21 protein-coding genes and 1 rRNA gene are annotated in these 25,890 nt (G+C 68.5%); 14 read left to right on the top strand and 8 right to left on the bottom strand.

Going from position 1 to position 25,890, the window contains the following annotated elements:
* From rrf to LXT21_RS38230, 4 genes are all read left to right on the top strand, one after another.
* A 5S ribosomal RNA gene (gene rrf / locus LXT21_RS38245) occupies positions 1–73 on the top strand; the annotation flags it as partial.
* Positions 74–762: 689 nt separating this feature from the next.
* Positions 763–3,651: a serine/threonine-protein kinase gene (locus LXT21_RS38240; protein ID WP_254043169.1), complete on the top strand. Its 2,889-nt coding sequence runs from the start codon at positions 763–765 to the stop codon at positions 3,649–3,651.
* A gap of 99 nt (positions 3,652–3,750) precedes the next feature.
* Positions 3,751–5,121: a KamA family radical SAM protein gene (locus LXT21_RS38235; RefSeq protein WP_254043168.1), complete on the top strand. Its 1,371-nt coding sequence runs from the start codon at positions 3,751–3,753 to the stop codon at positions 5,119–5,121.
* Complete coding sequence (locus LXT21_RS38230) at positions 5,121–6,368, top strand: KamA family radical SAM protein (RefSeq protein WP_254043177.1); 1,248 nt, start codon at positions 5,121–5,123, stop codon at positions 6,366–6,368. Before LXT21_RS38235 ends, LXT21_RS38230 begins: the two co-directional genes overlap by 1 nt.
* Before the next feature lie 36 nt (positions 6,369–6,404).
* Here LXT21_RS38230 and LXT21_RS38225 read toward each other — a convergent pair whose 3' ends face one another.
* From LXT21_RS38225 to LXT21_RS38215, 3 genes are all read right to left on the bottom strand, one after another.
* Entirely contained in the window at positions 6,405–7,118 is a 714-nt protein-coding gene (locus LXT21_RS38225; protein WP_254043167.1) for a hypothetical protein, read from the bottom strand.
* 137 nt (positions 7,119–7,255) lie between these two features.
* Complete coding sequence (locus LXT21_RS38220; protein WP_254043166.1) at positions 7,256–7,591, bottom strand: hypothetical protein; 336 nt, start codon at positions 7,589–7,591, stop codon at positions 7,256–7,258.
* Between the two features lie 178 nt (positions 7,592–7,769).
* Positions 7,770–8,378, bottom strand: a complete 609-nt coding sequence (locus LXT21_RS38215; protein WP_254043165.1) for a hypothetical protein — start codon at positions 8,376–8,378, stop codon at positions 7,770–7,772.
* Positions 8,379–8,405: 27 nt separating this feature from the next.
* On the opposite strand from LXT21_RS38215, the gene LXT21_RS38210 reads away from it, so the two are divergent.
* The 6 genes from LXT21_RS38210 to secF all read left to right on the top strand — a co-directional run bounded on the left by LXT21_RS38210 (position 8,406) and on the right by secF (position 15,336).
* Positions 8,406–9,518 (top strand): SpoIID/LytB domain-containing protein, encoded by a 1,113-nt coding sequence (locus LXT21_RS38210; RefSeq protein ID WP_254043164.1) that lies wholly within the window; start codon positions 8,406–8,408, stop codon positions 9,516–9,518.
* A gap of 60 nt (positions 9,519–9,578) precedes the next feature.
* Positions 9,579–10,664: a tRNA preQ1(34) S-adenosylmethionine ribosyltransferase-isomerase QueA gene (gene queA, locus LXT21_RS38205; RefSeq protein ID WP_254043163.1), complete on the top strand. Its 1,086-nt coding sequence runs from the start codon at positions 9,579–9,581 to the stop codon at positions 10,662–10,664.
* Positions 10,665–10,750: 86 nt separating this feature from the next.
* Positions 10,751–11,887, top strand: coding sequence for a tRNA guanosine(34) transglycosylase Tgt (gene tgt, locus LXT21_RS38200; protein WP_254043176.1), 1,137 nt, complete (start codon positions 10,751–10,753; stop codon positions 11,885–11,887).
* 144 nt (positions 11,888–12,031) lie between these two features.
* Complete coding sequence (yajC, locus tag LXT21_RS38195; RefSeq protein WP_254043162.1) at positions 12,032–12,388, top strand: preprotein translocase subunit YajC; 357 nt, start codon at positions 12,032–12,034, stop codon at positions 12,386–12,388.
* Positions 12,389–12,390: 2 nt separating this feature from the next.
* Entirely contained in the window at positions 12,391–14,163 is a 1,773-nt protein-coding gene (secD, locus tag LXT21_RS38190; protein WP_254043161.1) for a protein translocase subunit SecD, read from the top strand.
* Positions 14,164–14,187: 24 nt separating this feature from the next.
* Positions 14,188–15,336 (top strand): protein translocase subunit SecF, encoded by a 1,149-nt coding sequence (secF, locus tag LXT21_RS38185; protein ID WP_254043160.1) that lies wholly within the window; start codon positions 14,188–14,190, stop codon positions 15,334–15,336.
* Positions 15,337–15,444: 108 nt separating this feature from the next.
* Here the strand turns inward: secF and LXT21_RS38180 are convergent, their stop codons facing one another.
* Positions 15,445–16,044, bottom strand: coding sequence for an outer membrane beta-barrel protein (locus tag LXT21_RS38180; RefSeq protein ID WP_254043159.1), 600 nt, complete (start codon positions 16,042–16,044; stop codon positions 15,445–15,447).
* A gap of 227 nt (positions 16,045–16,271) precedes the next feature.
* Between LXT21_RS38180 and recJ the strand changes: the two genes are divergently transcribed.
* Positions 16,272–17,987 carry a single-stranded-DNA-specific exonuclease RecJ gene (recJ, locus tag LXT21_RS38175; RefSeq protein WP_254043158.1) on the top strand — a complete coding sequence of 572 codons (1,716 nt, stop codon included), beginning with the start codon at positions 16,272–16,274 and terminating at the stop codon, positions 17,985–17,987.
* A gap of 56 nt (positions 17,988–18,043) precedes the next feature.
* On the opposite strand, the gene LXT21_RS38170 is transcribed toward recJ, so the two are convergent.
* From LXT21_RS38170 to LXT21_RS38160, 3 genes are all read right to left on the bottom strand, one after another.
* Positions 18,044–18,283 (bottom strand): YHS domain-containing protein, encoded by a 240-nt coding sequence (locus LXT21_RS38170; protein ID WP_046714783.1) that lies wholly within the window; start codon positions 18,281–18,283, stop codon positions 18,044–18,046.
* Between the two features lie 186 nt (positions 18,284–18,469).
* Positions 18,470–19,252, bottom strand: a complete 783-nt coding sequence (locus LXT21_RS38165; protein WP_254043157.1) for a hypothetical protein — start codon at positions 19,250–19,252, stop codon at positions 18,470–18,472.
* A complete protein-coding gene (locus LXT21_RS38160; protein WP_254043156.1) occupies positions 19,252–20,541 on the bottom strand; it encodes a hypothetical protein in 1,290 nt (429 codons plus the stop codon). The genes LXT21_RS38165 and LXT21_RS38160 overlap by 1 nt, the downstream gene beginning before the upstream one ends.
* Positions 20,542–20,872: 331 nt before the next feature.
* Here LXT21_RS38160 and aspS point away from each other — a divergent pair, with 331 nt between their 5' ends.
* On the top strand, positions 20,873–22,690 hold the full coding sequence (gene aspS, locus LXT21_RS38155) for an aspartate--tRNA ligase (RefSeq protein WP_254043155.1): 1,818 nt from the start codon (positions 20,873–20,875) through the stop codon (positions 22,688–22,690).
* Positions 22,691–22,693: 3 nt separating this feature from the next.
* Here the strand turns inward: aspS and LXT21_RS38150 are convergent, their stop codons facing one another.
* On the bottom strand, positions 22,694–24,100 hold the full coding sequence (locus tag LXT21_RS38150) for an aminotransferase-like domain-containing protein (RefSeq protein ID WP_254043154.1): 1,407 nt from the start codon (positions 24,098–24,100) through the stop codon (positions 22,694–22,696).
* A 123-nt stretch (positions 24,101–24,223) separates the two neighbouring features.
* Between LXT21_RS38150 and LXT21_RS38145 the strand changes: the two genes are divergently transcribed.
* The gene (locus LXT21_RS38145) at positions 24,224–25,111 is read left to right on the top strand and encodes a PhzF family phenazine biosynthesis protein (RefSeq protein ID WP_254043153.1); all 888 of its coding nucleotides are present in this window, start codon (positions 24,224–24,226) and stop codon (positions 25,109–25,111) included.
* Between the two features lie 83 nt (positions 25,112–25,194).
* Positions 25,195–25,770 carry a DUF1643 domain-containing protein gene (locus LXT21_RS38140; protein ID WP_254043152.1) on the top strand — a complete coding sequence of 192 codons (576 nt, stop codon included), beginning with the start codon at positions 25,195–25,197 and terminating at the stop codon, positions 25,768–25,770.
* Positions 25,771–25,890 lie beyond the last annotated feature (120 nt).

The following is a 25,890-nucleotide window of genomic DNA, read 5'->3' as shown; positions in this document are numbered from 1 at the left end:
CACGGAAGTTAAGCCCTCCAGAGCCGATGGTACTCCGCGGGAAACCGCGTGGGAGAGTAGGTCGCTGCCGGATTCTTTTTGAGAAGCCCTCGTCGCCTCGTGCGACGGGGGCTTTTCTTTTTTCCGCACTCCGCACTGCCTCGCGGACTTCACCGCGAGCCGAGGACCTCCGCAAGGCGGTTGAAGTCCTCCTCGTGTGCTTTCGCCACGAACCCGCGGACCTTGGGCGAACCTCGCGTTGAGCGCCTCTTGCCGCAACTCCACCCGCGGCCTCTCGTTCCGCTGCTCCACCCAGTCGGAGACGGAGTCTCGGCGTGCACGAAGAGCTCGGCAGCGCCTGGCTCATGGGCCTGCGTGTCCTCGTGGTTCGGCTGGGGCCGTCCTTCGCGGGAAGCCTCCACGCCACTGCTTGTCCCTGACCGGTGCCCCAAGAGCATCGCTGGAGCCGTTCGTCGTGGACAGAGCCGGGCGGGGCGGCGCGTTCTGGCCACGAGTTCGCGCCTGGCGCTGGGTGGGATCCAAGGGGCCGATGTGGGGCGTCGGCCGGAGATCATCCAGGTCCTGTCCGACAGACGACGCCGCGCCCGGTCTCCATGCAGCCTCCGAGCGGCCTCTGAACCCCTCAACCTTCTGAATTCCTTCGGCTTTTGGGGCTGCCGAGGTGTTTGACTCGGTATCTGTGCAGAACTAGAGTCCACTCCTCCGCCCGGTCTGCGCTCCGCCTGCCGCGGTGCTCACTCCGGCCTCGGACCGCTCCACGAGATGAAGAAGCCGACCCTTTTTGGGAAGTACCTGCTCCTCGAGCGCATCAACGTCGGCGGTATGGCCGAGGTGTTCATCGCGAAGGCCTTCGGCGTCGAGGGCTTCGAGCGCATCCTCGCCATCAAGAAGATCCTCCCCACGATGGCGGAGGACGAAGAGTTCATCACGATGTTCATCGATGAGGCGCGGATCAGCGTTCAGCTGAACCACGCCAACATCGTGCACATCCACGAGCTCGGGAAGCACGACGACACCTACTTCATCGCCATGGAGTACGTGGCGGGTCGCGACGTGCGGACCATCCTGGAGCGGTATCGCCGGCGCAAGGAGATCATGCCCACCGCCCAGGCGGTGTTCGTCGCCTCCAAGCTGTGTGACGGCCTGGACTACGCCCACCGCAAGAAGGACGCGCGGGGCCAGGACCTCCACATCATCCACCGCGACGTGTCGCCGCAGAACGTCCTCATCTCGTACGAGGGCGAGGTCAAGGTCATCGACTTCGGCATCGCCAAGGCGGCGAACCGCTCGCAGAAGACGCAGGCCGGCATCCTCAAGGGCAAGTTCGGCTACATGAGCCCGGAGCAGGTCCGGGGCATGCCCATCGACCGGCGCAGCGACATCTTCGCCGTCGGCGTGCTGCTGTACGAGATGCTCACCGGCGAGAAGCTCTTCGTCGGCGAGTCGGACTTCTCCACCCTGGAGAAGGTGCGCAACGCGGACATCCCGCTGCCGCGCGAGTTCAACCCCAACATCCCGCCGGGGCTCGAGAAGGTCGTCCTCAAGGCGCTCGCCCGCGAGCCGGAGGAGCGCTACCAGTGGGGCTCCGACCTCGCGGAGGACCTGATGCGCTTCCTCCTCGCGGGGGATGCCATCTACTCGTCGAAGCATCTGTCCTCCTACATGAAGGAGGCCTTCGCCGAGGACATGCTCCGCGAGGCGGAGAAGATGGAGCGGTTCGCGGGCATCGAGCGTCCGGATCAAATCGAGACCTCGGGCATCACCGTTCCGCCTCCCGCCCAGGTGCGCAGCACCAAGCAGCGCCCTCCGCCCGCGGTCGTGGTAACCGGCTCGCCCGCGGGGCGCGCCCCGACGGCACCGGGCCATCCGGCGCCGGGTTTCATCCCGCCTCCCTCCGCTGAGGAGCTGGAGGAGATGGGCGTCGGCGCGGGCGACAAGACGCAGATCGTCGACTCGACCCAGACCTTCATGTCGCCGGAGACGCGTGTCGCCGAGAGCAGCGTGCTCGTCGACGACAGCATCACGGGGCGGTCCGAGAACCCCACGCTCCAGGGCAGCGGCACCGCCGCGGCCTATCCGTCGCGTGAGCCCGAGCCCTCGATGCGAAAGGGCAAGAGCGGGCCCAAGGCCCAGGTCGTCATCGCCAGCGAGGACGGCGAGGCCTACTCCGGCGCGACGATGATTGGCCCGGCGCCGACCGCGCCTCCCTCTCGCTCGAGGCCGATGGAGGACGAGCCTCCCGAGGAGACGACGGGGAACATCACCGTCGCCCAGACGGGGCGTGGTGGCCGTGGCGGGCAGCGTGGCTCGCAGCAGCCCCACGACACCGGCGCCTTCGACGCGCCCCAGGACGAGGGCTACGACACCCACGACGGCTACGGCCAGCACGACGATGGTGCCTACGCCGACGACCAGCACGATCCGGATGAAGTCACCGGTTCCCAGGCGCCGGCGCCCGTGGCGAACAAGGCGGGCGGGAAGGGGAAGGCCAAGCCCGTCCAGCCCACGAAGGCCAAGCCCAAGGCGAAGGGCTCTGGCAAGGGGCAGCCGCCGCTCCTGCAGACGCTCGCGAACCTGCCCAAGCCAGTGCTCTTCGGCTCCGCGGCGGGCATCGTCATCGTGTTGATCATGCTCCTGGCGCTCATGATGAGCGGCTCGGGGGGAGAGCAGGTCATCTTCACCGTGACGCCCCAGGTGGGCGCGTCCGTCACCGTGAACAACCAGGCCGTCGAGCCCAACACCGTCCTGGCGCTTCCCGCCGGGGACTACGAGGTCATCGCCAGCGCTCCGGGACACAAGTCCGAGCGGAAGTTCGTGAAGGTGGTCGAGGGCACGCCGCTCGCCGAGTCCTTCAGCCTGGTGCCCGACGCCGCGCCGCCGGATGAGCCTCCGCCGTCCAAGCCTGTCGAAGTGGCCCAGGCCCCAACCCCTCCTCCGGACACCAAGCCAGACCCTGTCGCGGACCCAGGGCCTGTGGGCACGCCTCCGGCCCAGCCAGGGACCGACAGCCCGAGCGACGTGAAGCCGGGCACTGACACGCCGACGACGGTGAAGGTGGATCCCCCCACGACGCCCACGCCTCCCGTGGAGCCTCCGCCCGCGCCCAAGAAGCTCGCCGCGGTGTTCGAGGGCACCGAGGGCGCGGAGATCTCCGTGAACGGCAGCAAGGTGGGCCTCACGCCCGATGCGCGGATGGCCAACCTGGAGGTGGGGAAGACCTACCAGTTCACGGCGAAGCTCGCGGGCTACAAGCCCTACTCCGGCAAGTTCGTCGCCAAGGGCGACGGGGACGAGCTGACCGTTCCGTTCCAGCTCGTCAAGGACGAGCCGCCGCCCCCCAAGCCCACGGTCCAGAAGGATCCTTCTCCTCCCAGGGACCCGACTCCAAGGACTCCGACGCCGACGCCCAAGCCGCCGCCGTCGAAGGCCACGGGGACGCTGGCGTGCAGCACCAAGCCCGCAGGCGCGGAGATCTTCGTCGACGGAAAGAAGACTGGCCGACAGACGCCGGTGACGCTCGGCAGCCCCCTGGTCCTGCCGGTGGGCAAGCGAAAGATCACCTTCAAACTCAATGGCAAGACGAGCAAGCCATTCGTTGTCTCCATCGCGGAAGGCAAGATGGAGAAGCTCGTCAACGTCGCCATCGAGTGAGGAGTCGGGCAGGCTGCGCGTCGTCGAATTGTTGAATGAACCGGTGCCGGGCGCGGTATGACGCCCGGCCCGCGACGCTACACGCTGAGGGAATGCGCCATGACCACGACGCCCATCCGGGGCAAGACCGAGGCCGGTCCTGCTCAACAGCCTTTTTCCTATCCGCTCCGCCGAGAGTTCGTCGAACCCGACTGGAAGCGCATCCCCGGGTACAAGGACGTCACCCAGGCGGAGTGGGAGAGCTCCGTCTGGCAGCGCAAGAACACCGTCAAGAACCTGAAGGAGCTCAAGGCGACGCTCGGCGCGCTGCTCCCGGATGACCTGGCGGAGAGCCTGGAGCGCGACCAGCGCGAGCGCGCGACGATGTCCATCCTCGTGCCTCCGCAGATGCTCAACACGATGGACTTCCAGGACCTCTGGAAGGACCCCGTGCGGCGCTACATGCTGCCCGCCTTCGCGGACCGTCTGACGGACTGGCCCAACCACCCGAAGGCCAGCCGTGACAGCCTCCACGAGCAGGACATGTGGGTCGTCGAGGGGCTGACGCACCGCTATCCGACCAAGGTGCTCGCGGAGATGCTGCCCACGTGTCCCCAGTACTGTGGACACTGTACCCGCATGGACCTGGTGGGCAATGACGTGCCCCAGGTCAGCAAACACAAATTCTCGATAGGACCCAAAGATCGCTACGAGCAGATGCTCGAGTATCTGCGCCGCACGCCGACAGTGCGCGACGTGGTGGTGTCCGGCGGTGACATCGCGAACCTGCCCATCCAGCAGCTCGAGCCGTTCGTCAGCTCGCTGATGGACATCCCGAACATCCGGGACATCCGTCTGGCCAGCAAGGGCCTGATGGCCATTCCCCAGCACTTCCTGCAGGACTCGGTGCTGGCGGGGTTGGACCGGCTGGCGAAGAAGGCCGTGGAGCGGGGCGTGGACCTGGCGATGCACACGCACGTCAACAACGCCGCGCAGCTCACGCCCCTGGTGGGCAAGGCCGTGCGCAAGCTGCTGGACATGGGCTTCCGCGACGTGCGCAACCAGGGGGTGTTGCTGCGCGGGGTGAACGACAGCGCGCAGTCGCTGCTCGAGCTGTGTTTCACGCTGCTCGACCACGCGAAGATCCTGCCGTACTACTTCTACATGTGCGACATGATCCCCAACAGCGAGCACTGGCGGCTGTCGGTGGACCAGGCGCAGCGGCTTCAGCACGACATCATGGGCTACATGCCGGGCTTCGCCACGCCGCGCATCGTCTGTGACGTGCCCTTCGTGGGCAAGCGCTGGGTCCATCAGGTCGCCGAGTACGACCGCGAGCGAGGCATCTCGTACTGGACCAAGAACTACCGCACGGGCATCGAGGCGAACGACCCCGAGGCGCTCAACCGGAAGTACGAGTACTTCGACCCCATCGACTCGCTGCCCGAGGCGGGCCAGGCGTGGTGGCGGGAACAGACGAAGGCGGCGTGATGGATTCCCCCGCGTTGGTGGTGCCCCTGTCGCCGGAGCCTCGCTCCGAGCGGACCTCGTTGAGCGCCGAGGGGCGCCGTCGCCTGTTCCCCCAGGCCACCGACGCGGAGTGGGCCGATTGGCGTTGGCATCAGCGGCATGCGGTGCGCGGGCTGGAGCAGCTCGAGCGCTACGTGTCGCTGACCGCCGATGAGCGCGCGGGCGTCCAGGAGACGGCCTCGCTGTTCCGCATCGGCATCAGCCCGTACTACCTGTCGCTCATCGACCCGGAGCATCCGTTCTGCCCGGTGCGCATGCAGTCCATCCCCGTGCGCGCCGAGGCTCGCGTGCGTCCCGGCGAGCTGGAGGACCCGCTCGGCGAGGACAAGACGCGGCCGGAGGAGTGCATCGTCCACAAGTATCCGGACCGGGTGCTGTTCCTGGCGCTGGATACGTGCTCGGTCTACTGCCGTCACTGCACGCGCAGGCGCATCACCCAGGGCGGCGTGGCGGAGCTGTCCAAGGAGCAGATGCGGCGGGGCATCGACTACGTGCGCCGCCACCCCGAGGTGCGCGACGTCCTCATCTCCGGGGGAGATCCGTTCCTGCTCAGCGAGCAGCGGCTGGAGGAGCTGCTCGCACCGCTGAGCGAGATTCCCCACGTGGAGATGATTCGCATTGGCACCCGGGTTCCCGTGGTGCTGCCCATGCGCGTCACCGACTCCCTGGCGAGCCTGCTGCGCCGCTACGCGCCCGTCTTCGTCGTCACGCACTTCAATCATCCGAAGGAAGTGACGCCCGAAGCTCGCGAGGCCTGTGAGCGACTGGTGGACCATGGCGTGCCCGTGGAGAACCAGGCCGTGTTGATGCGGCAGCTCAACTCGGACGCGCGCATCATCAAGGAGTTGTCACACCTGCTGCTTCGCACGCGCGTGCGCCCGTACTACCTGCACCAGATGGATGTGGCGGAAGGCTGCGAGCATCTGCGCACGCCCATCGCGAAGGGACTGGAGATCATCCAGCAGCTGCGTGGCCACACCACGGGGCTCGCCGTGCCGCACCTCGCGGTGGACCTGCCGGGCGGCGGTGGCAAGGTGACGCTCCAGCCGGACTACGTCGTCGAGCGCAACGAGCGTGAGACGGTCTTCCGCAACTTCAAGGGCGAGCGCTACGCCTACCCGGAGCCCGAGGAGACCGACTGCGCTTGTCCGTACGACGAGACGTGGCGCGAGCGGGCCCAGCAGTTCGGCTACCACCGGAAGGGCTGAAGCCCGGGCATTGGCCCAGGCTCCGTGGGACGACGCTCAGTCGTCGCTCGCCTTCTTCTTCCGGACGAACTTCTTCTTCGCCTTGGACTCGGAGCTGGCGCGGCGCACGGCCTTCTTCGCGGGCTTCGCGTCGCCGTCGCCCATGACCTCCACCTGCACGGTGTCCTCGGCCGACGCGGCGGCATCGGCACCCACCGCGCCTCCACCCCCGCCCTCGGCGGTCTCCACGCCTTCGCCGTCCTCGCCTCCCGCCTCGTCCTCGACGGGGATGCCGATCTCGACCTCGGGGCCGCCGTCGCCGGACGACTCCAGCTCGACGGGGTTCTCGTTGTCGAAGCCCTTCTGGACGGTGACTTCCTTCTCCTCGCTGGCCTTCGCCGCGGCGGCCTGACGCGCGGCGGACGCCTTGGCCTGGTCCTCCAGCCGCTGGGATTCAGCCTTGGCGCGCTCGTTGCCCTCCTGGCCCATCTTCGCGGTGAAGCGCTCGTACTCCTTCGCGGTGACGCCGTGCTTCTCCATCACCCCCGCGGTGACGGCGGCCTGCTTGCGGCTGGCCTGTCCGCGCTCCTCGTTGCTCATCTCCGAGGGCTTGCGGTTGCCGAACTCCTCGTCCACCTGCTTCATCGCCGCCGCTTCGTCCCGGCGAATCTGCGCCACCTTCTCGGGAGTCATCTCGCCCCCTTCTTGCGCTCCTACACCGCTCGGAACGACGAGCAGGGCGGCGATGAGCATGGAGATGGGGCGGGACATGACGCGGCTCCTCGACGTTGGAAACGGGGGCATCTAAGCACGGCCATCCACCGGCGTGCACCGGTTGCGTTCCTGCTGGAGAACAGTGTGGCGACGGGGACGAATCCCGTGAACCCCGCTAACGGGGGCCGCCGGGCTCAGCCATTGCGGCAGCTCGTGCAGCCGTCCCGGGCGCTGGAGCACTGCTCCCGGCCCTCGGCGCAGCGCGGGGGCAGGTCGTCGCGGTCTGCGTGGCGGTCCACCAGGGCGCAGAGCTGCTCGGAGACCTCGCACGTCTGTGTCGCCGCGGCGCAGCGCTGCTCGCACGTCAGGTCGTCGCGCCCGGTCCGGACCCGCAGCTCCTCGAGCCGCGCGGCGGCGCCATCGATGGCCGCGTCGTCATCTCCCGCGACGCGGGTGTCCACGTTGCGCGCGCAGCCCGTCAGGAGAGACGTGAGGACGACGAAGGGCAGGGCGATGGAGAGGGCTCGCATGCGCATCCCTTACGCGCCGGGTCGTCCCGTCGTCCAGCACCCCCGCCTCCGAATGTCGGCCGATGACCGGCGCTTCGTGTGGGCGCTGGCTGCTGTTCGCGTGGAGGGAGGCTGTGCCTTGCGTCCCTTGCCACGAGGCACCTCGGACACTTCCCGGGGTTCGCCGGCGCTCGGAGGCTCAAGGTCGTCCTGAGTCTGGCGCGGTGGGCTGCTGTGGCGGCGTGCCGGGACGGCGAGGGGGCTCCTCGGGACGTGACAGGTACAGATAGGCCGTCAGCGCCAGGAGAGCGATGACGGCGAGCCTGCGCAGCCAGTCCTCACGACGCCGCTGGGGCGACGCCTGGTCCTCCTTCGTCGCGGCCTCGAGCCCCGTCGTCACGTCGCCACTCACCGCGCGCAGCCGGCGACACGTCTCCACCACGGGCACCAGTCCCATGGGCACCGGGGCGTCCTCGCGCTCCAGCGCCGCCGCGAGCATCCTCGCCCAGGCCGATTCCTCCTCGGCCGTCGCGGGCTCCCGGGCCTCGGGGACGACGTTCCGCGTCAGCGACACCGCCGCCCGCAGGAGCATCACCGACAGCGCCTCGTCCGTGATGCCATAGAAGCGCGCGCAGTCCCCCCGGGACACCCCTGTCACCAGTCGACGGGTGAGGACGGCCGCGGAGCGGGGCTCCATCTCTCGCAGGGCCCGGACGAAGGCCTGGGGGGGAAGTCGGGAAGGGGAGGACTCGGGAGGTGTCACGTGGGCACCATCCTCGCCCATCCTCCGGTCGTTTTCTTGAGGCACGTGGCCACCCTCCTACACTCCCAGGCCATGTTGCGACCTGTTGCACTCCTCCTGCTCCTGCTCGCCGCTCCACGCTCGTTCGCTGTGGAGACCCTGCGCATCGCCATCGAGGACACGGGGAGTGAGGTGCGCATCCGGGGACAGGGCCTCGGCTTCGGCACCGACAGCGAGGAGGCCACCTTCGTCTCCATCCCCTCGGACGTCGCCATCGTCCGACGCAAGGCGGGCAAGCTCGAGGTCAACGGCGCGCCCGTGCTCGGCGACTCGGTGCGCTTTCGCGCGGGCCTGAGCACGTCCGAGGATGCGGGGACGACTCCCGGGGAGCAGCCCATCAAGGCGGGCAACACCCAGGTGCGCGGCGACGTCGTCGTGCGCCCCCTGCGCGAGGGCCTGCAGCTCATCAACGTCATCCCCCTCGAGGACTACCTGGCCGCGGTGCTCGGCAGCGAGATGCCCGTGTCCTTCCCGCCCGAGGCCCTCAAGGCCCAGGCCGTGGCCGCTCGCACCTACGCGTTGCAGAAGAAACTGGATGCCTACAGCAACGCCTTTCATCTGGGCAGCAGCGTGCTCCACCAGGTGTACGGCGGCGTCAACCGCGAGGACCCGCGCACCCGCGTCGCCGTGGATGCCACCCGGGGGCAGGTGCTCACCTACGAGCTCGCGCCCATCGAGGCGTACTTCCACGCCTCCTGCGGCGGTCGCACCGAGTCTGGCCAGGACGCCCTCCATCGGGACTTGCCCTACCTGCAGCCCGTCGACTGCCCGTGTGGACGACTGCCCGCGAGTCGCTGGTCCGCCTCCATGTCGGACACCGAAATCAAGGCGGCGCTCAAGCGGCCCGCCCAGGGCATGAAGGTCACCGCCCGCACGTCCACCCGCCGCGTCACCCGCGTCACGATGGGAGACGGCAGCTCGGTGGACGGCGTGGAGCTCCGGCGGAGGCTCGGCTACACCCGGCTCAAGAGCCTCGATTTCGAGGTGGAGCGGACGGACCACGGCTACCAGTTCTCCGGACGCGGCTATGGCCATGGGGCCGGGCTCTGCCAGTGGGGCGCCAAGGCGCTCGCTGACAAGGGCAAGGGGTACCTGGAAATCCTTACCCACTACTATCCGGGCGCCGAGCTGCAGCAACTCTACTGAGGCCCCCGACGTCGGCGCGCTTTCCGAGGCGGCGTGGGGGCTGCTACAAGCGCCAACCCCGTGTCGTCCCGCCTCTCAGACTACGACTTCGAGCTCCCCGAGTCCCAGATTGCCCAGGCGCCGCTCGCCCAGCGCGACGCCTCGCGGCTGATGCACGTGCGCCGCTCATCGGGCGACGTCAGCCACCGCCAGTTCTCCGATGTGCTGGAGCTGCTCGGCCCTGGAGACCTGCTCGTCCTCAATGACGCCCGCGTCATCCCCGCGCGCCTGCTGGGCCAGAAGGCCGGCTCCGGAGGTCGCGTGGAGCTGCTGGTGGTGCGTCCGGCCGCCTCCACGCTCACCTCGGCCGCGCTCGGTGGTGCCCCCGAGTCCCTCGATTGGCTCTGCCTGGGCCAGGCCTCCAAGGGGCTCAAGCCCGGCCAGCGCCTCACGTTCGCCAGCGGCCTGGAGGCCGAGGTGCTCGAGGTCCTGGGAGGAGGGGAGTACCGCGTGCGCTTCCACGCGCCGCCAGGTGCCTCGCTGGCCTCGCTGCTCGACGCCGCTGGCCGCCTGCCGCTGCCGCCCTACATCACCCGCGAGCCCGATGCCGCGGATGCCGAGCGCTACCAGACGGTGTACGCCAAGGCCTCCGGCGCCGTGGCCGCGCCCACCGCCGGCCTCCACTTCACCCAGGACACCCTGGCCGCGCTCGAGGCCCGGGGCGTGCGCCGCGCCCTGGTGACGCTGGACGTGGGGCCGGGCACCTTCCTCCCCGTGCGTGAGGAGGAGCTGGACAAGCACCACATGCACCCCGAGCGCTACACCGTACCCGAGTCCACCGCGCGCGAGGTGAACGCGGCGAAGGCGGAAGGTCGGCGCGTGGTGGCCGTGGGGACCACCGTGGTGCGCACGTTGGAGTCCGCCACGGACGCTGCGACGGGACAGCTGCGCGAGGGCCCCGGCGAGACGACGCTCTTCATCCGCCCGGGCTTCACCTTCCGCCAGGTGGACGCGCTCTTGACGAACTTCCACCTGCCGCGCTCCACGTTGGTGGTGCTCGTCAGCGCCTTGTTGGGCCGGGAACGCACGCTCGCCGCGTATTCAGAGGCGGTGCGCGCGGGATATCGATTCTTCAGCTACGGCGACGCCATGCTGGTGTCGGAGTGAGTGTCATGGGTGAGCAGCACGAGCAGGACGCGGGCACGCCGCGCGAGGCGACGCGGGAGAAGGGCGACACGCGGGTGGCGCCGGGCATGGTGAAGTTCGAGCTGCTCCACGAGGACGCCTCCGGCACCAAGGCCCGCCGTGGACGGCTCGACACGCCCCACGGCCCCATCGAGACGCCCATCTTCATGCCTGTGGGCACCGTGGGCAGCGTCAAGGGCGTGGGCCCGGATGACCTGCTCGCCATCGACGCGCAGATCATCCTCGGCAACACGTACCACCTGATGCTGCGCCCCGGTGAGGCGCTGGTGGGCGAGATGGGCGGCCTGCACCAGTTCGTCTCGTGGAACCGGCCCATGCTCACCGACAGCGGCGGCTTCCAGGTCTTCAGCCTGTCGGAGAAGCGCAAAATCACCGAGGAGGGCGCCGCCTTCCAGTCCCACCTCGACGGCGCGCGGCACTTCCTCACGCCCGAGCGCTCCATCGACATCCAGGAGACGCTGGGCGCGGACGTCATCATGGCGTTCGACGAGTGCCCTCCCTCCACCGCCGAGCGCTCGTATCTGGAGAAGTCCCTGGCGCGCACCACCCGCTGGCTGCACCGGTGCGAGAAGGCGTGGACCCGGGGGCGCTCGTCGCTCTTCGGCATCGTCCAGGGCGGCCTGCACGAGGACTTGCGCAAGCGCCACGCCGAGGAGGTGTGCGCGGTGGACCTGCCCGGCTACGCGCTGGGCGGCTACTCGGTGGGCGAGGCCCCCGAGGCCATGCACGCGGGCGTGGCCTACTCGGCGCCGCTGCTCCCCCGGGACAAGCCCCGCTACCTCATGGGCGTGGGCACCCCCGTGGACCTGGTGACGTGCGTGGAGCACGGGGTGGACATGTTCGATTGCGTGCTCCCGACGCGTTGCGCACGCAACGGCCTGCTCTTCACCTCGGAGGGCAAGCTCACCATCCGGAACGCGGCGTTCGCCAAGGACCCCCGGCCGGTGGACCCTGAGTGCTCGTGCTACACCTGCCGCAACTTCAGCAGGGCCTACCTGCGGCACCTGTTCGCGGCGGGGGAGATCCTGGCCATGCGCCTGAACACCCTCCACAACCTCCATTACTTCCTGGGGTTGATGGCCCAGGTGCGCCGGGCCATCGCGGAGGACCGCTACGCCGCCTTCGCCCGGGACTTCCGTGAGAGGGCACGGGCCCAGGAGGTCGAGCGGACCCGTGGCCGCTGAGCGGGCGGTTGGGATGTCGGGGTTCCCGCGTTCACTTGCTCACATGGGGACCCCTTGCTAAGAGGGCCCCCTTTCAGGATGGGTTCCTCGAATTAGCGTGGGGGGTCCCCCATCCCAAGCCTTCCACAACCGACGAGGCAGTCTGTGGCTGAGAGCTTTTTGATGCTGGCGCAGGCCGGGGGCGGGACGAGCCCGCTGAACACCCTGGCCCTACTCGTGGGCTTGGTCGCGATCATGTACTTCGTGATGATCCGCCCACAGCAGAAGCAGATGAAGGAGCACCGCAACCTGCTCACTTCGCTCAAGAAGGGCGATGAGGTCGTCACCGCGGGCGGCATGCTCGGGAAGATCCACCAGGTGGACGAGCGGACCGTGACGGTGGAGGTCGCGAGCGGGGTTCGCGTCCGCATCCTGAAGACGTCCATCAGTGCCAAGGGCACGGTGGCCGAGGGCGCGCAGGCGGGGGCGCCGACCGAAGAGAAGAAGAAGGAGGAGAAGTAAAAATGGACCGCGGCTGGTGGTGGAAGTTTGGACTGATTGTCGCGGTGACGCTGGGGACCTTCTGGTTCCTGATTCCGACGTATTACACGCTGGTGGTCATGGATCGTGACCAGCGCAACAACCTGGCGCTTCTCGAGGAGAAGCTGCCGGCGTGGGCGCCTCCCGCGAAGTACCGGCTCAACCTGGGCCTGGACCTTCAGGGCGGCATCCACATGGTGATGCGCGTGGACACGAAGACGGCGCTCCAGAAGCGGACCGAGCGCCGAGGCCAGCAGATCGCCACGTACGTCGCCGACAAGAAGCTCGGCGAGGTCACGGCGGATACGGATCCGGAGAAGCTCCAGCTCACCTTGACGGCGAAGGACCCGGCGACGATGGACGCCATCGAGAAGGACGTCCTGGCGACCTTCGGGGACTTCAAGCGGGTCAACCGCAACGGCGCGACGCTCGTGCTGTCGCCCGACGACACGCAGGTGAATCGCTTCCGTGAGGAAGCGGTGGACCAGGCGATGCTCGTCATCCGCCGCCGCATCGACAAGTGGGGCGTGGCCGAAGTGGACGTGCGCAAGCTCGGCACCGACTCCATCCAGATTTCGCTGCCCGGTCGCAGCAACCCGGAGCAGGCCAAGGAGCTGGTGGGCACCACCGCGCAGCTCGAGTTCCGGATGGTGGACGACACCAACCCCCAGTTCTTCGCGCAGATGCTCCAGACGACGCCGCCCCCTGCGGGCAGCGACATCACCGTGACGGACGAGGGTGGCTTCGCCCAGCTGCAGAGCGCCTCGCGCGAGGCGCTGCTCGAGTACACGAAGGACAAGGTTCCGGAGAACCGCCAGGTCGTCACCGAGTGCATCGCGAACCCGATGAAGAAGAACGAGTGCTCCTCGTACCGCACGTACCTCCTGGACAAGAACGTCCCGCTCACGGGTGAGAGCCTGGCGGGCGCGGACGCGTCCGTGAACCAGATGAACGAGCCGGAGGTGAACATCGCGTTCGACCCGGCCGGCGCGCGCGAGTTCGAGAAGCTGACCGAGGCGGGCGTGGGCCGCCGGATGGCCATCGTGCTGGACGACAACGTCCACACCGCGCCGAACATCAACGAGAAGATCGGCGGCGGCCGCGCGCGCATCACCATGGGTCGCATGGGTGCTCGCACCCGCGACGAGTGGCTGGGCGAGGCGCAGACGCTGGCGCTGGTGCTCAAGGCGGGCGCGCTGCCCGCGCCGGTGACGGTGGGCGAGATTCGTCAGGTGGGCGCGAGCCTGGGTGACGAGCTCATCAAGAAGGGCGGCCTGGCCGTGCTGGTGGGCCTGGGCCTGGTGGTGCTCTTCATGGCGCTGTACTACCGCAAGTCGGGGCTCATCGCGGACGTGGCCCTGCTCCTCAACGGCCTGCTCATCCTGGCGGGGTTGGCGTTCTTCAACGCGACACTGACACTGCCAGGCATCGCGGGGTTCGTGCTGACGCTGGGCGTCGCGGTGGACGCCAACGTGCTCATCAACGAGCGCATCCGCGAGGAGCTCGCCCACGGGAAGACGGCGAAGGCGGCGGTGGACCAGGGGTACGATCGTGCCTTCTGGACCATCTTCGACGCGCACGTGACGGCGCTCATCGCCGGCTTCATCCTGTTCTTCACGGGAACGGGACCGGTGCGAGGCTTCGCCACCACGATGATCATCGGGCTTCTGGCCTCGCTGTTCACGTCCATCATGGTCACGCGCGTGCTGATGACCTACTTCGTCCACGGCCGTAATGCGCAGTCGGTGTCCGTCTGACCGGCGGGAGCCCGGGAAACTGCCATGCAGATCCTCAAGAACAAGACCAACATCGACTTCATCGGCAAGCGCAAGCCGGCGGTCTTCATCTCCACCATCGTCAACCTGGCCATCCTGGTGGGCATCGCGACGGTGGGGTTCAACTACGGCGTGGACTTCGCGGGCGGCACGGTGGTCGAGCTGAAGTTCGACCACCCCATCTCCGCGGCCGAGGTGCGTGAGCGCGCGCAGAAGGGTGATCTGCACGACGTGAGCGTGCAGAACATCGGCAGCGCGACCGAGAACGCGTTCCTCCTGCGCATGGGCGGCGTCACGCAGCTCAACGAGGAGAACGCGGAGAAGGTCAAGGCGGCCATCGAGAGCCTGGGCAGCGTGAAGAACGTCTACGCGGACCTGGCCAACGGCATCGTCAACTTCCGCTCCTCGGCGCCGCTGACGGCGGAGGCCATCAAGGCGGCGGTGGAGAAGTCCGGCACCGGCGTGCAGGAGGTCCGCGTCCTGGGCGAGAACCAGGGCGGCACGGGCGTCGACTACCAGGTCGTCGCCAGCGGCATGGCGGACAAGGTGTTCGGCGCGCTGAGCGCCGGCCTGGAGAAGCCCGACTTCGAGCAGCGCCGCGTGGACTACGTCGGTCCGCAGGTGGGCAAGCAGCTGCGCAACCGCGGCGTCATGGCGCTGCTGTACTCCATGGTGGCCATCCTCATCTACGTGGCGTTCCGGTTCGACTTCAAGTTCGGCCCCGGCGCGCTGCTGGCCATGCTCCACGACGTCATCATGGTGGCGGGCTACTACCTGGTGAGCCGCCGCGAGTTCAACCTCACGGCCATCGCCGCGCTGCTGACCATCGTCGGCTACTCGGTGAACGACACCATCGTCATCTACGACCGCATCCGCGAGGACATGGCCAAGTTCAAGGGCAAGCCTTTCGCGGAGGTCATCAACATCGCCATCAACGACACCCTGGGCCGCACCATCCTCACCTCCGGCACCACGGCGCTGTCGCTCATCGGTCTGCTCATCTTCGGCGTGGGCGAAATCTTCGACTTCGCCATGGCCATGCTGGTGGGCATCCTGGTGGGGACCTACTCGTCCGTGTACATCGCCAGCCCGCTGACCATCTGGCTGGATGAGCGCGCCGCGGCGAAGGAAGCCCGCGTCACCGCGCCGGCCTGAAGCACGAAGGCCGGGTGAGCCCCTTCGGGGGCACGTGACACGAAAGAGGGCCCTGTGCTTCCGGAGGTTCGGAAGTCAGGGCCCTCGGTGTTTCTGGCGGGACGTGCGCTAGAAGCGCGCGCCCAGCGTCACGGAGGCGTCGAAGAGGCCGCCGTCGGTGTCCTCCACCGCGCCGTTGGCGAAGCCCGCGTCGTCAATCAGCAGGCGGTAGGTGGCCCGGACACCGGCGGTGAGCGCGCCGCTGTTGAACTCCAGGCCCGCGGCGAGCGGCACCTCCTCCATGGTGTCGTTGTCGTAGAAGCCGCCGCCGGTGCCGCGCACGTCCACGTACGTCAGGCCGAAGCCCGCGCCGACGAAGGGCCGCACCGAGGTGAGCATGGGCGGCGAGAGCTTCACGAGCGCGCTGCCACCCTGGCGGACGATGGACGGGCCATCATCCAGGATGCGCACGTCGTTGATGCCGTTCTGGGAGCCCTCGTAGCCGAGCTCGAACCCGAGGAACGTGGTGGGCTGCACGTTGAGTGTCAGACCCCATGACGGACCGGTGCTCGTCAGATCTCCCAGGTTGCCCGTGTAGTCACCCAGGCCGCCTTTCAGGAACACGTTGACGTCTCCGCGCTTGCCCGCTTTGCGCTCCTGCGCGGAGGCCGTCCCCGCAGCGAGAATCGCGAGCGCGAGCGCTCCAACCTGGATACCCCTTGAAAACATGCGTCCTCCCTATCAGGTGGTGTGCACTCAAGCTGTGCACCGGGTGCACGCCGCGCTCCCCACTGGCAGGCAGCGGAGCAAGCGCATGCCTGAACGCGTGATCAGGAAGGGAAATGTCGTGCCCCAGGTTGGACTTTCCTCGTCAGACGTCTGAGGTACTGTCTCGCGTGTCAAGATTTCGTCCCGGCCACGGAGGAGTTGCGTGCGCCGAGGAGGGGAGCTCGCGAGTGCGGTGGTTGCTTCCAGACGTGGTCGAGGAGGAGGTCGGGTCGCTGGCTGGGGAGCTGTCGCTCCATCCGCTCGCGGCGAGGGTGCTCCTGCATCGGGGATACCGGACGCCGGAGTCGGCCTCGGCATTCCTGTCAGACAGGTTGGCGGACCTGCCGGACCCCTTCCGGATGAAGGGCATGGCGGCGGGCGTGGAGCGGCTGGTGCGCGCGCTGCACAAGCGCGAGAAGGTGACGCTGTACGGTGACTACGACGTGGACGGGGTGTGCTCCACGTCGCTGCTGTTCCTGTTCCTGCGCGAGCTGGGCATGTCGCAGCTCGCCACGTACATCCCCCACCGGCTGGACGAGGGCTATGGCCTGAACCTGGGCGCGGTGGAGCGCATCGCCGGGGATGGGACGCGGGTGCTGGTGACGCTGGACTGCGGAATCACGTCCGTGGCCGAAATCACCCGCGCGAAGGAGCTGGGGCTGGACGTGGTGGTGGTGGACCACCACACGGTGCCGCCCACGCTGCCCCCCGCGGTGGCGGTGCTCAACCCGCACCAGCCCGGCTGTGAGTACCCGACCAAGGCGCTGTGCGCGGCGGGCGTGGCCTTCAACTTCTGCATGGGGCTGCGCAAGCGGCTGCGCGACGACGGCTACTTCGCCACGCGCAAGGAGCCCAACCTCAAGGCGCTGATGGACCTGGTGGCGCTGGCCACGGTGGCGGACGTGGTGCCGCTCACCGGCGCCAACCGCATCCTCGTCACGCATGGGCTGCAGGAGCTCACCGCCGCGCGTCGTCCCGGTGTGCGCGCGCTGAAGGAGGTGGCGGGGATGGACCCGGACACCCCCATCACCGCGGGCCAGGTGGGTTTCCGACTGGGGCCCCGCATCAACGCCGCGGGTCGGTTGCATGACGCGTCGCTGGGCCTGCAACTGCTCTGCTCGGAGTCACTGGAGTCGGCGCGCGCGCTGGCGTCGGTGCTGGACCGGGCCAACGCGGAGCGCCAGGGCATCGAGAGCACCATCCTGACGCAGGCGCTGGCGCAGGCGGAGGAGCGCAGGGACGCGCGCGGCTTCGTCCTCTACGACGAGGGCTGGCACCCGGGCGTCATCGGCATCGTCGCCTCGCGCGTGGTGGAGCGCTACCACCGGCCCACCGTCATGGTGGGCGTGAAGGATGGGGTGGGGAAGGGCTCGGCGCGCAGCATCGAGGCGTTCCACCTCTTCGACGCGCTCAGCGGCTGCTCGGAGCTGCTCACCAAGTTCGGCGGCCACAAGCACGCCGCGGGCCTCACCATCGACGCGGACAAGCTGCCCGCGCTGCGCGAGGCCTTCGAGAAGATTGCCCTCCAGCGCCTGTCCCCCGAGGACCTCATCCCCCGCTGCCGCGTGGACGCGGTGGTGAGCCCCCGGGAGCTGGACGCCACGGCGGTGGAGGCGCTCCAGCGGTTGGGGCCCTTCGGTCAGGGCAACCCGGAGCCGGTGCTGGTGCTGCGCCACCAGGTGGCCCGTCCTCGCGTGCTGCCGGCCAAGTCCGCGGGCAGCCACGGGCATCTCAAGCTCGCCCTGATGGACGCGCCGGAGCTGGACGCCATCGGCTTCGGCATGGCGGACCGCGTGCGGCTGGTGGAGGGGCCGGTGGACCTGGCCTTCCAGGCCGGCTTCGACACCTTCCGGGGCCAGCGCAAGCTGTCACTGCGCCTCAAGGACGTGCGCGTCGCCGCGTAGTCCTGGGGCCGTAGGGCGGGCCCGCGCACCTGACGCGCGGGCCTGCCGGCGTCACCTCAGGCGAGTCCCCAGCGCACCCGGCCGGGCGTCATCAGCGCGCCCACGCGAGCCAGCTCGTTGAGACGGAAGCGCTCCGCCTGACGCTCGAAGGTGTGGCGACACCGCTCCGAGCAGAAGAAGTACCGGCGCTTCTTGTACTCCGAGGAGGGCTGGCCCTCCGGTGTCTCCAGTTGCTTGCCGCACACCGGATCCCAGTGCTTGCCCTGGCCCTGCGTCTGTCCCTGCACGCCTGTCATGCCTCGCCTCCCCGCGCCGCCCTGAGGGCCTCACGCCCACACCCGACGGTGGACACAAGCAGGGCATATGCCAACCCCCAACTCCCCGGAATGCCGAGGGACGGGGGAACGCACGGAGGCTTGGAGGTGGAAAAACTTCCACTCGGCCGCGCCCGCGGTGGAGCGAGCGCGGCCGGGAAGTGTTCTTTAGAAGGCGACGCCGGCGCTGCCGCCCAGGAAGAAGTCGTTGAGGTAGCCCCGGCGGAAGCCCAGGGCCTCCACGCGGAAGGACAGCCTCATGTTGCTGTCTCCGAACACGCGGGGACGGCCGCGCAGGCCCACGCCGTACTGGAAGACGGGCTTGATTCCGCTCACGTTCGTCTTGGCGCTGTCGATGTCGACGAAGGTGGACTGGTAGCCGATGCCGCCGCCCACCTGGCCGAAGACGCCGAAGTCCGACTTGCCGAACTTCAGCTCGTAGGCGGGGGCGATGGTGAAGTAGTGCTGGCTGAAGCCGGCCTTCAGGAAGTCGGTACCGTCGGTCTGTCGGGCGAACGTCCAGCGCAGGTCGGCCCAGAGGGCCTCGCGCAAGGGCTCGATGTCGAGGATGCGGCCGTACTCCCACGTGGCGCGGATGCCCATGCCGAACAGGGGCTCGGCGAAGCGGCCGCGTGAGGAGTCGAGCAGCAGGGCGCCGGCGATGAGCTCCGCGGCGAAGCCCTTGTTCGGGTCGTCGGTGCCGGCGAGCCGCTTGAAGTCGCCCTCTTCACCCTCCTGCTCGGCGATGTCGCGGAACTCCTGGACCTGGTCCGCGTTGCGGCGGCGGCGCTCGTAGGCCTCCTCCTCGTCGAGCTGCTCCTGGGTGGGGCCCGGCTCGTCCTCCGGGTAGGCGTAGGGGTCATCGTCGGTCTGCGCGTGGGCGGCGGGCGCGACGAGCAGGCCGCCCAACAGGCAGCGCTTCAGCCAGGTCTTCACGGTGGCGGTCTTCATCAGTCGTCGCTCAGGCGGGGGCAGGTGGTTCCGCCAGCGGCGCTGGGCGGGCAGAGGTTGGGGTTGGTGGTGCCCACGAGCAGATCCCGGGGAATCTGCAGGTGGTCCATCAGCTCGTTGCAGACGGCCTCCTTCAGGCGCAGGTCCGTGACGTGGGTGATGATGGCGCCGGCGGCCACCGCGAGCGTGAAGTTGGTCTGGTTGGAGAGGTACTGGCGGGTGAGCTGGAGCAGGCCGGGCGTGGCCAGCGACTCGTCGTTGTAGGCGGTGACGATGGAGCGCAGCAGGATGTCCATCTGCCCGGTGGACTGGCCGGCCTGGTACAGGGCGCTCGCGAAGATGGTGCCCACCCGGTACTCGTTGCCGCTGAACTGGTCCAGGCTGGCGCCGCGCAGGGAGTCGCGCAGGTTCTGGTCGATGCAGCGGTCCGCCTTGGCCAGGTCCCGGTCCTCGGGGATGCGGCCGAAGTCCGGGCCGTGGAAGGACGTGGTGAGGAAGCGCGTGTTGCAGCCGTTCTTGGAGCGGCAGGTGGCGCCGTAGGCGTGCAGGTCCGCCAGGCCCTCGTCGAAGGACTTGAGGATGTTGGCGCCGGGGCTCGGGCCGCCGGCGCTGGACCAGACGGAGAGCGCCTCCGGGAAGGGGTTGCCGCCGTAGGCCTTCAGGTTGAAGACGCGGTGCGCGTACTCGTGGGTGATGACGCCCGCGTTGATGGCGAGCGGCGCGCGCTGCAGCTTGTCGAACGGCAGCACGAGGAAGGACTCCATCGCGGAGAAGTAGAGCGCGTTGTCCTTGAGCGGATCATTGTCCACCGAGGTGATGACGAACTCGGGGAAGTAGTACGTCGCGACGGGCTTCTTGAAGTCCGCCACGGGGATGTTGGTGACCTCGCGGAAGTAATCGAACGAGCGCTCGAGGTTGTAATACGTCGTCACCATGTTCCAGGTGTGGAAGTCCGCTGGCCACAGCACGTCGTCCTGGGTGATGTAGCTGGCGGTGACGTCGCGGCCCTCGCCCTTGAGCAGGGCGTTGGCGAAGGCCTCGGGCGTGGTGGCGCGGTTGAGGTCCGGGTCGTTGGCGTCGAAGACGATGCGTGCGCCGCCGCGCAGGTCGGCCACGCTGCCGCTGAGGCCGACGATGTCGGAGACCGTCTTGAGCTCGACCTCCTCGGGGATGTACTGCCCGTTGCTGGAGAGCACCAGGGCGCGAATCTTGATGGGCGCGCTGGGGTCGGGCGCACAGCCGGCGGCCAGGCCGAGCACGGCGGTGGTGGCGATGACTGTTCGGAGCATGGGGCCGTTTTACTCCGGTCCGGGCGGAACGTGTATTCCCCTCCAGGCGTCCGCGGCGCGTGAGGGAGACGCGGGGTGTGGGCGCGCGTCCGGACAGGGCAGGGGGCCGAGCATCCCGGGCCTGGGGACGAGGACGTGGGGCCCGTGGGGTTCTGGAGGCATGGCGGCGACAGGCGGGCGCGGCGGGAGGCCCTCCGGGGCCGGTCAGGAACCCACGTCAGGCGGCGACCGTCTGGGAGCTGTCAGGCCGGCGCGGACTCCTTGACGCGTCGTTTCCACGCTCTTTATGGTGCCGCGCCTTTTCCCTCTACGCACAGCGCAGGCGGTCTTTATGGCAGTCCCGTTCATCTCCGAGGTCAAGCGTACCCACACCTGCGGCCAGCTCACGGCGCGCAATGTCGGCGAGGAGGTCGTCCTCTTCGGCTGGGTGCACAATCGACGCGACCATGGTGGCGCGGTCTTCATCGACCTGAGGGATCGCGACGGCTTGACGCAGGTGGTGTTCGAGCCGGACCACGCGGAGGCGCACGGCCTCGCGGGCAGCCTGCGGCTGGAGTACTGCATCGGCGTGCGCGGCAAGGTGGTGTCGCGCGGCAAGAACGTGAACCCGAAGATGAAGACGGGTGAAATCGAGGTCCAGGCGAGCGACCTCACCATCTTCAACCGCTCGGAGCCGACGCCGTTCCCGATTGAGGACGCCATCGACACGTCGGAGGAGAAGCGGCTGGCGCACCGCTATCTGGACCTGCGCCGCGCGCCGCTGCAGAAGTCGCTGCGCACGCGCTCGCAGATGAACGCGCTGACGCGCTCGTACATGGTGGAGCAGGGCTTCCTGGAGCTGGAGACGCCGTTCATGGGCAAGTACACGCCCGGCGGCGCGCGCAACTTCCTGGTGCCCAGCCGGATGAACGCGGGCAAGTTCTACGCGCTGGCGGAGAGCCCGCAGCTCTACAAGCAGCTCTTCATGGTGGCGGGCTTCGACCGGTACTTCCAGATCGTGAAGTGCTTCCGTGACGAGGACCTGCGCGTGGACCGGCAGCCGGAGTTCACGCAGATCGACGTGGAGATGAGCTTCGTCAGCCAGGACGACATCTTCACCATCATCGAGGGGCTCATCAAGAAGCTGTGGGGCGACGTGCTGGGCATCGACGTGCCCACGCCGTTCATGCGCATGGACTTCTACGAGTCCATGGCGAAGTACGGCAACGACAAGCCAGACCTGCGCTTCGGGTTGGAGCACACGGTGCTGACGGACCTGATTCGCGAGCACGGCGAGGCGGGCGGCGTGCCGATGATGTTCGAGGCGGTGCAGAACAAGGGCATCGTCAAGGCGATGGTCATCCCCGCGGACAAGGCGATGAGCCGCGCGGAGAGCGACAAGTTGGAGGAGTTCGCCAAGCAGGCGGGCGCCAAGGGCCTGGCGCGCGCGAAGGTGGGCGAGGGGGGCGAGTGGACGCAGTCGCCCCTGTCCAAGACGATTACGCCGGCGCTGCGCGCGGCCATCAACCAGGCGGTGGGCGCGAAGACGGGCGACCTGCTCCTGTTCCAGTTCGGCAAGGAGGCGCTGGTCCACACCGTGATGGCGAACCTGCGCGTGCACGTCGCCAAGAAGCTGGGGCTGATTCCGGAGTACGGCAGCGGCGGCCAGTGGAAGTTCCTGTGGGTGGTGAACCCGCCGCTGTTCGAGCACGACGAGGAGTCGAACACGTGGGTGGCGGCGCACCACGCCTTCACGCGGCCGCACGACGGTGACGTACAGTACCTGCTCACGGACCCGGGTCGGGTGAAGTGCCACCGCTACGACGTGGTGCTCAACGGCTTCGAGATTGGCGGCGGCTCCATCCGTCTGCATGACCCGAAGGTGCAGGCGGAGGTCTTCAAGGCGCTGGGCATCGGCGACGAGGAGGCGCAGGCGAAGTTCGGCTTCCTGCTGGACGCGCTCAAGTACGGCGCGCCGCCGCACGGTGGCATCGCGCTGGGCATGGACCGGCTCGCCTTCCTGCTCACCGGCTCCGAGTCGCTGCGCGACGTGATTCCGTTCCCGAAGACGAAGACGGGCACGGACCTGATGACGGGCGCGCCGGGCGACGTGGACGACAAGCAGCTGCGCGAGCTGCATGTCCGTCCGGTGCCGCCGCCGCAGAAGTAGTCGTCAGACGATGGAGGCGAGGGGTTCTGGTCCTCCCTCCAACGTGTCTTTCAGGCGCTGGAGGCCCTTCTCCAGCGCGGCGCGGGTGCGCGGTGCTCCCAGGCACACGCGCACCGCCGCCGGCGCGGTGGCGGGTCCCACGCTGAAGACCTCCGCGGGTGTCACGGAGACGCCGCGCCGCCGGGCCTGGGACGTGAATGGCTCCGCTCGGAAGCCGCCGGGCAGCTCGAGCCACAGGTGGTAGGTGACGTGGTTTGCGGGTGTTTTCCGCAGCCTGTCTCCGAGGACTTCCTTCGCCAGCTCCAGTCGCTCACGGGCCTCGCGTCGACGGCGGGTGACGAGCTCGTCCGCGGTGCCATCGCGTATCCAGCGCGCGGCGATGTCGGCCGTGAGCGCCGGTGTCATGCGTGAGGCGAGCGCTGCCTCTTCCGCGAGGCGCTCCGTGCCAGGGCCCTCGGGCGCCGCGAGGTAGCCGATGCGCAGCCCCGGGGCGAGCAGCTTGGAGACGCCCGCGATGAACCAGCCGGACTCGGGCAACAGTGCGCAGAGCGGTGGTGGGCGCTTGTCGAGGAGCAGTCCGTAGGCGTCGTCCTCGATGACGGAGAGCTCGTGCTTGCGGGCCACGGTGGCGATGCGGCGGCGGCGCTCCTCGGACATGATGGCGCCGGTGGGGTTCTGGAGATTGGGCAGACAGAAGAGGACCTTCGCGCCGCCTCGGCACGCGGCCTCCAGGGCTTCGGGCAGGAGCCCCTGCGCATCCATGGCCACGCCCTGCAAGCGCAGGTGGAGCCGGCTTGCGAGCACCTTGAGCCCTGGGTAGGTGAGGGCCTCGCAGAGCACCGTGTCGCCCGGGCGCGTGAGGACGTTGAGGGCCACCTCCATCGCGTGCTGGCCACCGGAGCACACCATGATGCGCGCGGGGGACACGTCGAGGCCAAAGCGGGACATCCACTCGGCGCCGGCCTCGCGGTGCGCGAGGTGGCCCAGGTGCGGGGCGTACTCGAGCAGCTCCGCGACACGGGGCGAGCGTTGCAATCCCTCCAGTGTCTTCAGGAACGCTGCGCCGGCCGCGTCGCCGGGTGGCGTGGCGGGCCAGTTGAGGCCGAGCTCCACCAGGCCGTCATCCCCTTCGTTGGGTGTGGGGGAGGGCAGGTGGCGGGGTGTGTCGCGGTGGCGGACGAAGGTGCCTCGGCCCACTTCACCGCCGATGAGGCCTCGCCGCTCCGCCTCGGAGTAGGCGCGGGTCACCGTGCCCACGGTCACGCCGACCTTCTCAGCGAGCTCCCGATGAGTAGGCAGGCGTGTTCCCGGCGCGAGGCGGCCCTCCTCGATGTCCGCGCCGAGCGCATCCGCGATGACCCGGTACAGCGGACCCTCCCGGTCGCGGAGGCTGGGCGTCCAGATTGTCATGGTGACAATTCATACGGTTGACGGGCGGCTTCGCGCAATGCATCGATTGTGTCGATTTTCGAAGTCGATTGTTTCGGTACAATCCACGGCCACCGAGCGAGGTGGCCAGCGGAGGAGCACACCATGCAGGTGAGCATTGTCGATGCCTTCACGCGGACGCCGGGAGCCGGCAACCGCGCGGGAGTGGTCCTGGATGCGGCGGGGCTGGGAGTGGACGCGATGCAGCGCATCGCCGCGGCGGTGGGGGCGTCGGAGACGGCCTTCGTGCTGACGGGGCCAGGGGCGGAGGGGGTGAAGCTGCGGTACTTCACGCCCACGGATGAGATTGAGTTCTGCGGGCATGCCACGGTGGCGACGTTCCACCTGCTGACCGAGCGAGCGCTGTTGCCGCGCTCGGGGACGACGCGGCTGGAGTGCGGAGCGGGCGTGCTCGACGTGGAACTCGAGGCCACGGAGGTGAGTGGGAGCCGGGCGTGGATTCAGACGCCCAAGCGTCCCTGGGCGGAGTCGCCGGTGTCGTTGGCACAGGCGCTGGCGCTCGTGGGCGGGACGGTGGACATGGTCGACACGTCGCTGCCGGTGCTCCGCAACGGACATCGACTGATGGTGCCAATGCGTCGACGGGAGGACGTGTGGGCGCTGGCCCCGCGCTCGGGCCCACTGGCCGAACTGCTCCGTCCCCATGGGATGACGGGTGTGTATGTCTTCACTCGCGACACGCGTGAGGCGGGGAGTGTGGCGCACTCGCGTTACTTCGCGCCGGGAGTCGGCATCGCGGAGGACCCGGTAACAGGGGCGGCGGGTGGGCCGCTCGGGATGTATCTGGCGATGCACGGCGTGCTGGAGCTGCCGGCCGCGGGAGGCACGGTCCGGGCCCGTATCGAGCAGGGAGATGCCATTGGCAAGCCCGGCCGCATCGAGGTCGAGGTCACCGGACGCGCGGGGCAGCCCGAGCAGGTGCGCATCGGTGGTGTCGCCGTGACGGTGCTCGAAGGCTCTTTGCGCATTTGATGTGGAAAGCGGAGGTGGGGTGGAGAACCCCTGGCGCGATGTTTATCTTTGAAGACACCGCTGTCTTCGGGAGCGCCCACCCCATGTCCCTTCTCGAATCGCCACGAGGTCGTCGTTCGTTCATGTTCAAGGCGAGCAAGGTGAAGGTGCTGGCGACGCGGGACTGTTTCGCACCCCATCGGCGGAACGGACTCCATCGCTACTATCTCGACTACATCCTCATGCCGACCATCGCTGGGCAGGAGCGTGTCCTGATGGCTTGTGGCTGCAACCCGTCGACAGCGACGCGGTTCGCCTCGGACAAGACGGTGTCGAAGTTGGTCAATGTCGCCCGGCAGTGGGGATTCACCCGGCTGCTCATGGCCAACGTCTTCTCCTATTGCGACAAGAATCCCGCCATGCTTCGAGGGCCAGGGCTCGTTCTGTGGGATCGCCACACGGACCGGTTCCTGAAGGCCATGGCCGCCAACGCGGATGCGTTCTTATGCTGCTGGGGCAAGCCCGCCGTGAGCCTCGACAAGGCTCGCTGCCAGGCTGTCGAGGCGATGCTCCGCGCCACCGGCAAGCCCGTCTTCTGTCTTGGCTACGTGAAGGGAACGACGATTCCCAAGCACCCTCGCTGCCTCAAGTATCCCGCCGTGCGAGTGCCTTGGCCGTAGCTGGGGGCAGTCCTGCCGATGCGATGAGAGAGGGGCGGGACATCGCACGGCCTTTGTATGGTGCGGCCTGTCCGTGAGCCCCACCCTGGTCCGTCCTCGGCGCATGCGATTCCTTGCCTA

This window comes from Myxococcus guangdongensis, assembly GCF_024198255.1.
GTDB lineage: Bacteria > Myxococcota > Myxococcia > Myxococcales > Myxococcaceae > Myxococcus > Myxococcus guangdongensis.
The sequence above is the reverse complement of the archived record's forward strand: the minus strand, read 5'-3'. Positions and strand labels throughout refer to the sequence as shown.

What these genes read in the sequence shown, in the direction of transcription:
- LXT21_RS38160 (WP_254043156.1), bottom strand. Translation starts at nt 20,541, where the DNA reads ATGCTCCGAACAGTCATCGCCACCACCGCCGTGCTCGGCCTGGCCGCC.
- LXT21_RS38240 (WP_254043169.1), top strand. Translation starts at nt 763, where the DNA reads ATGAAGAAGCCGACCCTTTTTGGGAAGTACCTGCTCCTCGAGCGCATC.
- LXT21_RS38180 (WP_254043159.1), bottom strand. Translation starts at nt 16,044, where the DNA reads ATGTTTTCAAGGGGTATCCAGGTTGGAGCGCTCGCGCTCGCGATTCTC.
- aspS (WP_254043155.1), top strand. Translation starts at nt 20,873, where the DNA reads ATGGCAGTCCCGTTCATCTCCGAGGTCAAGCGTACCCACACCTGCGGC.
- LXT21_RS38140 (WP_254043152.1), top strand. Translation starts at nt 25,195, where the DNA reads ATGTCCCTTCTCGAATCGCCACGAGGTCGTCGTTCGTTCATGTTCAAG.
- LXT21_RS38235 (WP_254043168.1), top strand. Translation starts at nt 3,751, where the DNA reads ATGACCACGACGCCCATCCGGGGCAAGACCGAGGCCGGTCCTGCTCAA.
- LXT21_RS38220 (WP_254043166.1), bottom strand. Translation starts at nt 7,591, where the DNA reads ATGCGAGCCCTCTCCATCGCCCTGCCCTTCGTCGTCCTCACGTCTCTC.
- LXT21_RS38145 (WP_254043153.1), top strand. Translation starts at nt 24,224, where the DNA reads ATGCAGGTGAGCATTGTCGATGCCTTCACGCGGACGCCGGGAGCCGGC.
- LXT21_RS38170 (WP_046714783.1), bottom strand. Translation starts at nt 18,283, where the DNA reads ATGACAGGCGTGCAGGGACAGACGCAGGGCCAGGGCAAGCACTGGGAT.
- LXT21_RS38150 (WP_254043154.1), bottom strand. Translation starts at nt 24,100, where the DNA reads ATGACAATCTGGACGCCCAGCCTCCGCGACCGGGAGGGTCCGCTGTAC.
- LXT21_RS38230 (WP_254043177.1), top strand. Translation starts at nt 5,121, where the DNA reads ATGGATTCCCCCGCGTTGGTGGTGCCCCTGTCGCCGGAGCCTCGCTCC.
- LXT21_RS38165 (WP_254043157.1), bottom strand. Translation starts at nt 19,252, where the DNA reads ATGAAGACCGCCACCGTGAAGACCTGGCTGAAGCGCTGCCTGTTGGGC.
- secD (WP_254043161.1), top strand. Translation starts at nt 12,391, where the DNA reads ATGGACCGCGGCTGGTGGTGGAAGTTTGGACTGATTGTCGCGGTGACG.
- tgt (WP_254043176.1), top strand. Translation starts at nt 10,751, where the DNA reads ATGGTGAAGTTCGAGCTGCTCCACGAGGACGCCTCCGGCACCAAGGCC.
- secF (WP_254043160.1), top strand. Translation starts at nt 14,188, where the DNA reads ATGCAGATCCTCAAGAACAAGACCAACATCGACTTCATCGGCAAGCGC.
- LXT21_RS38225 (WP_254043167.1), bottom strand. Translation starts at nt 7,118, where the DNA reads ATGTCCCGCCCCATCTCCATGCTCATCGCCGCCCTGCTCGTCGTTCCG.
- LXT21_RS38210 (WP_254043164.1), top strand. Translation starts at nt 8,406, where the DNA reads ATGTTGCGACCTGTTGCACTCCTCCTGCTCCTGCTCGCCGCTCCACGC.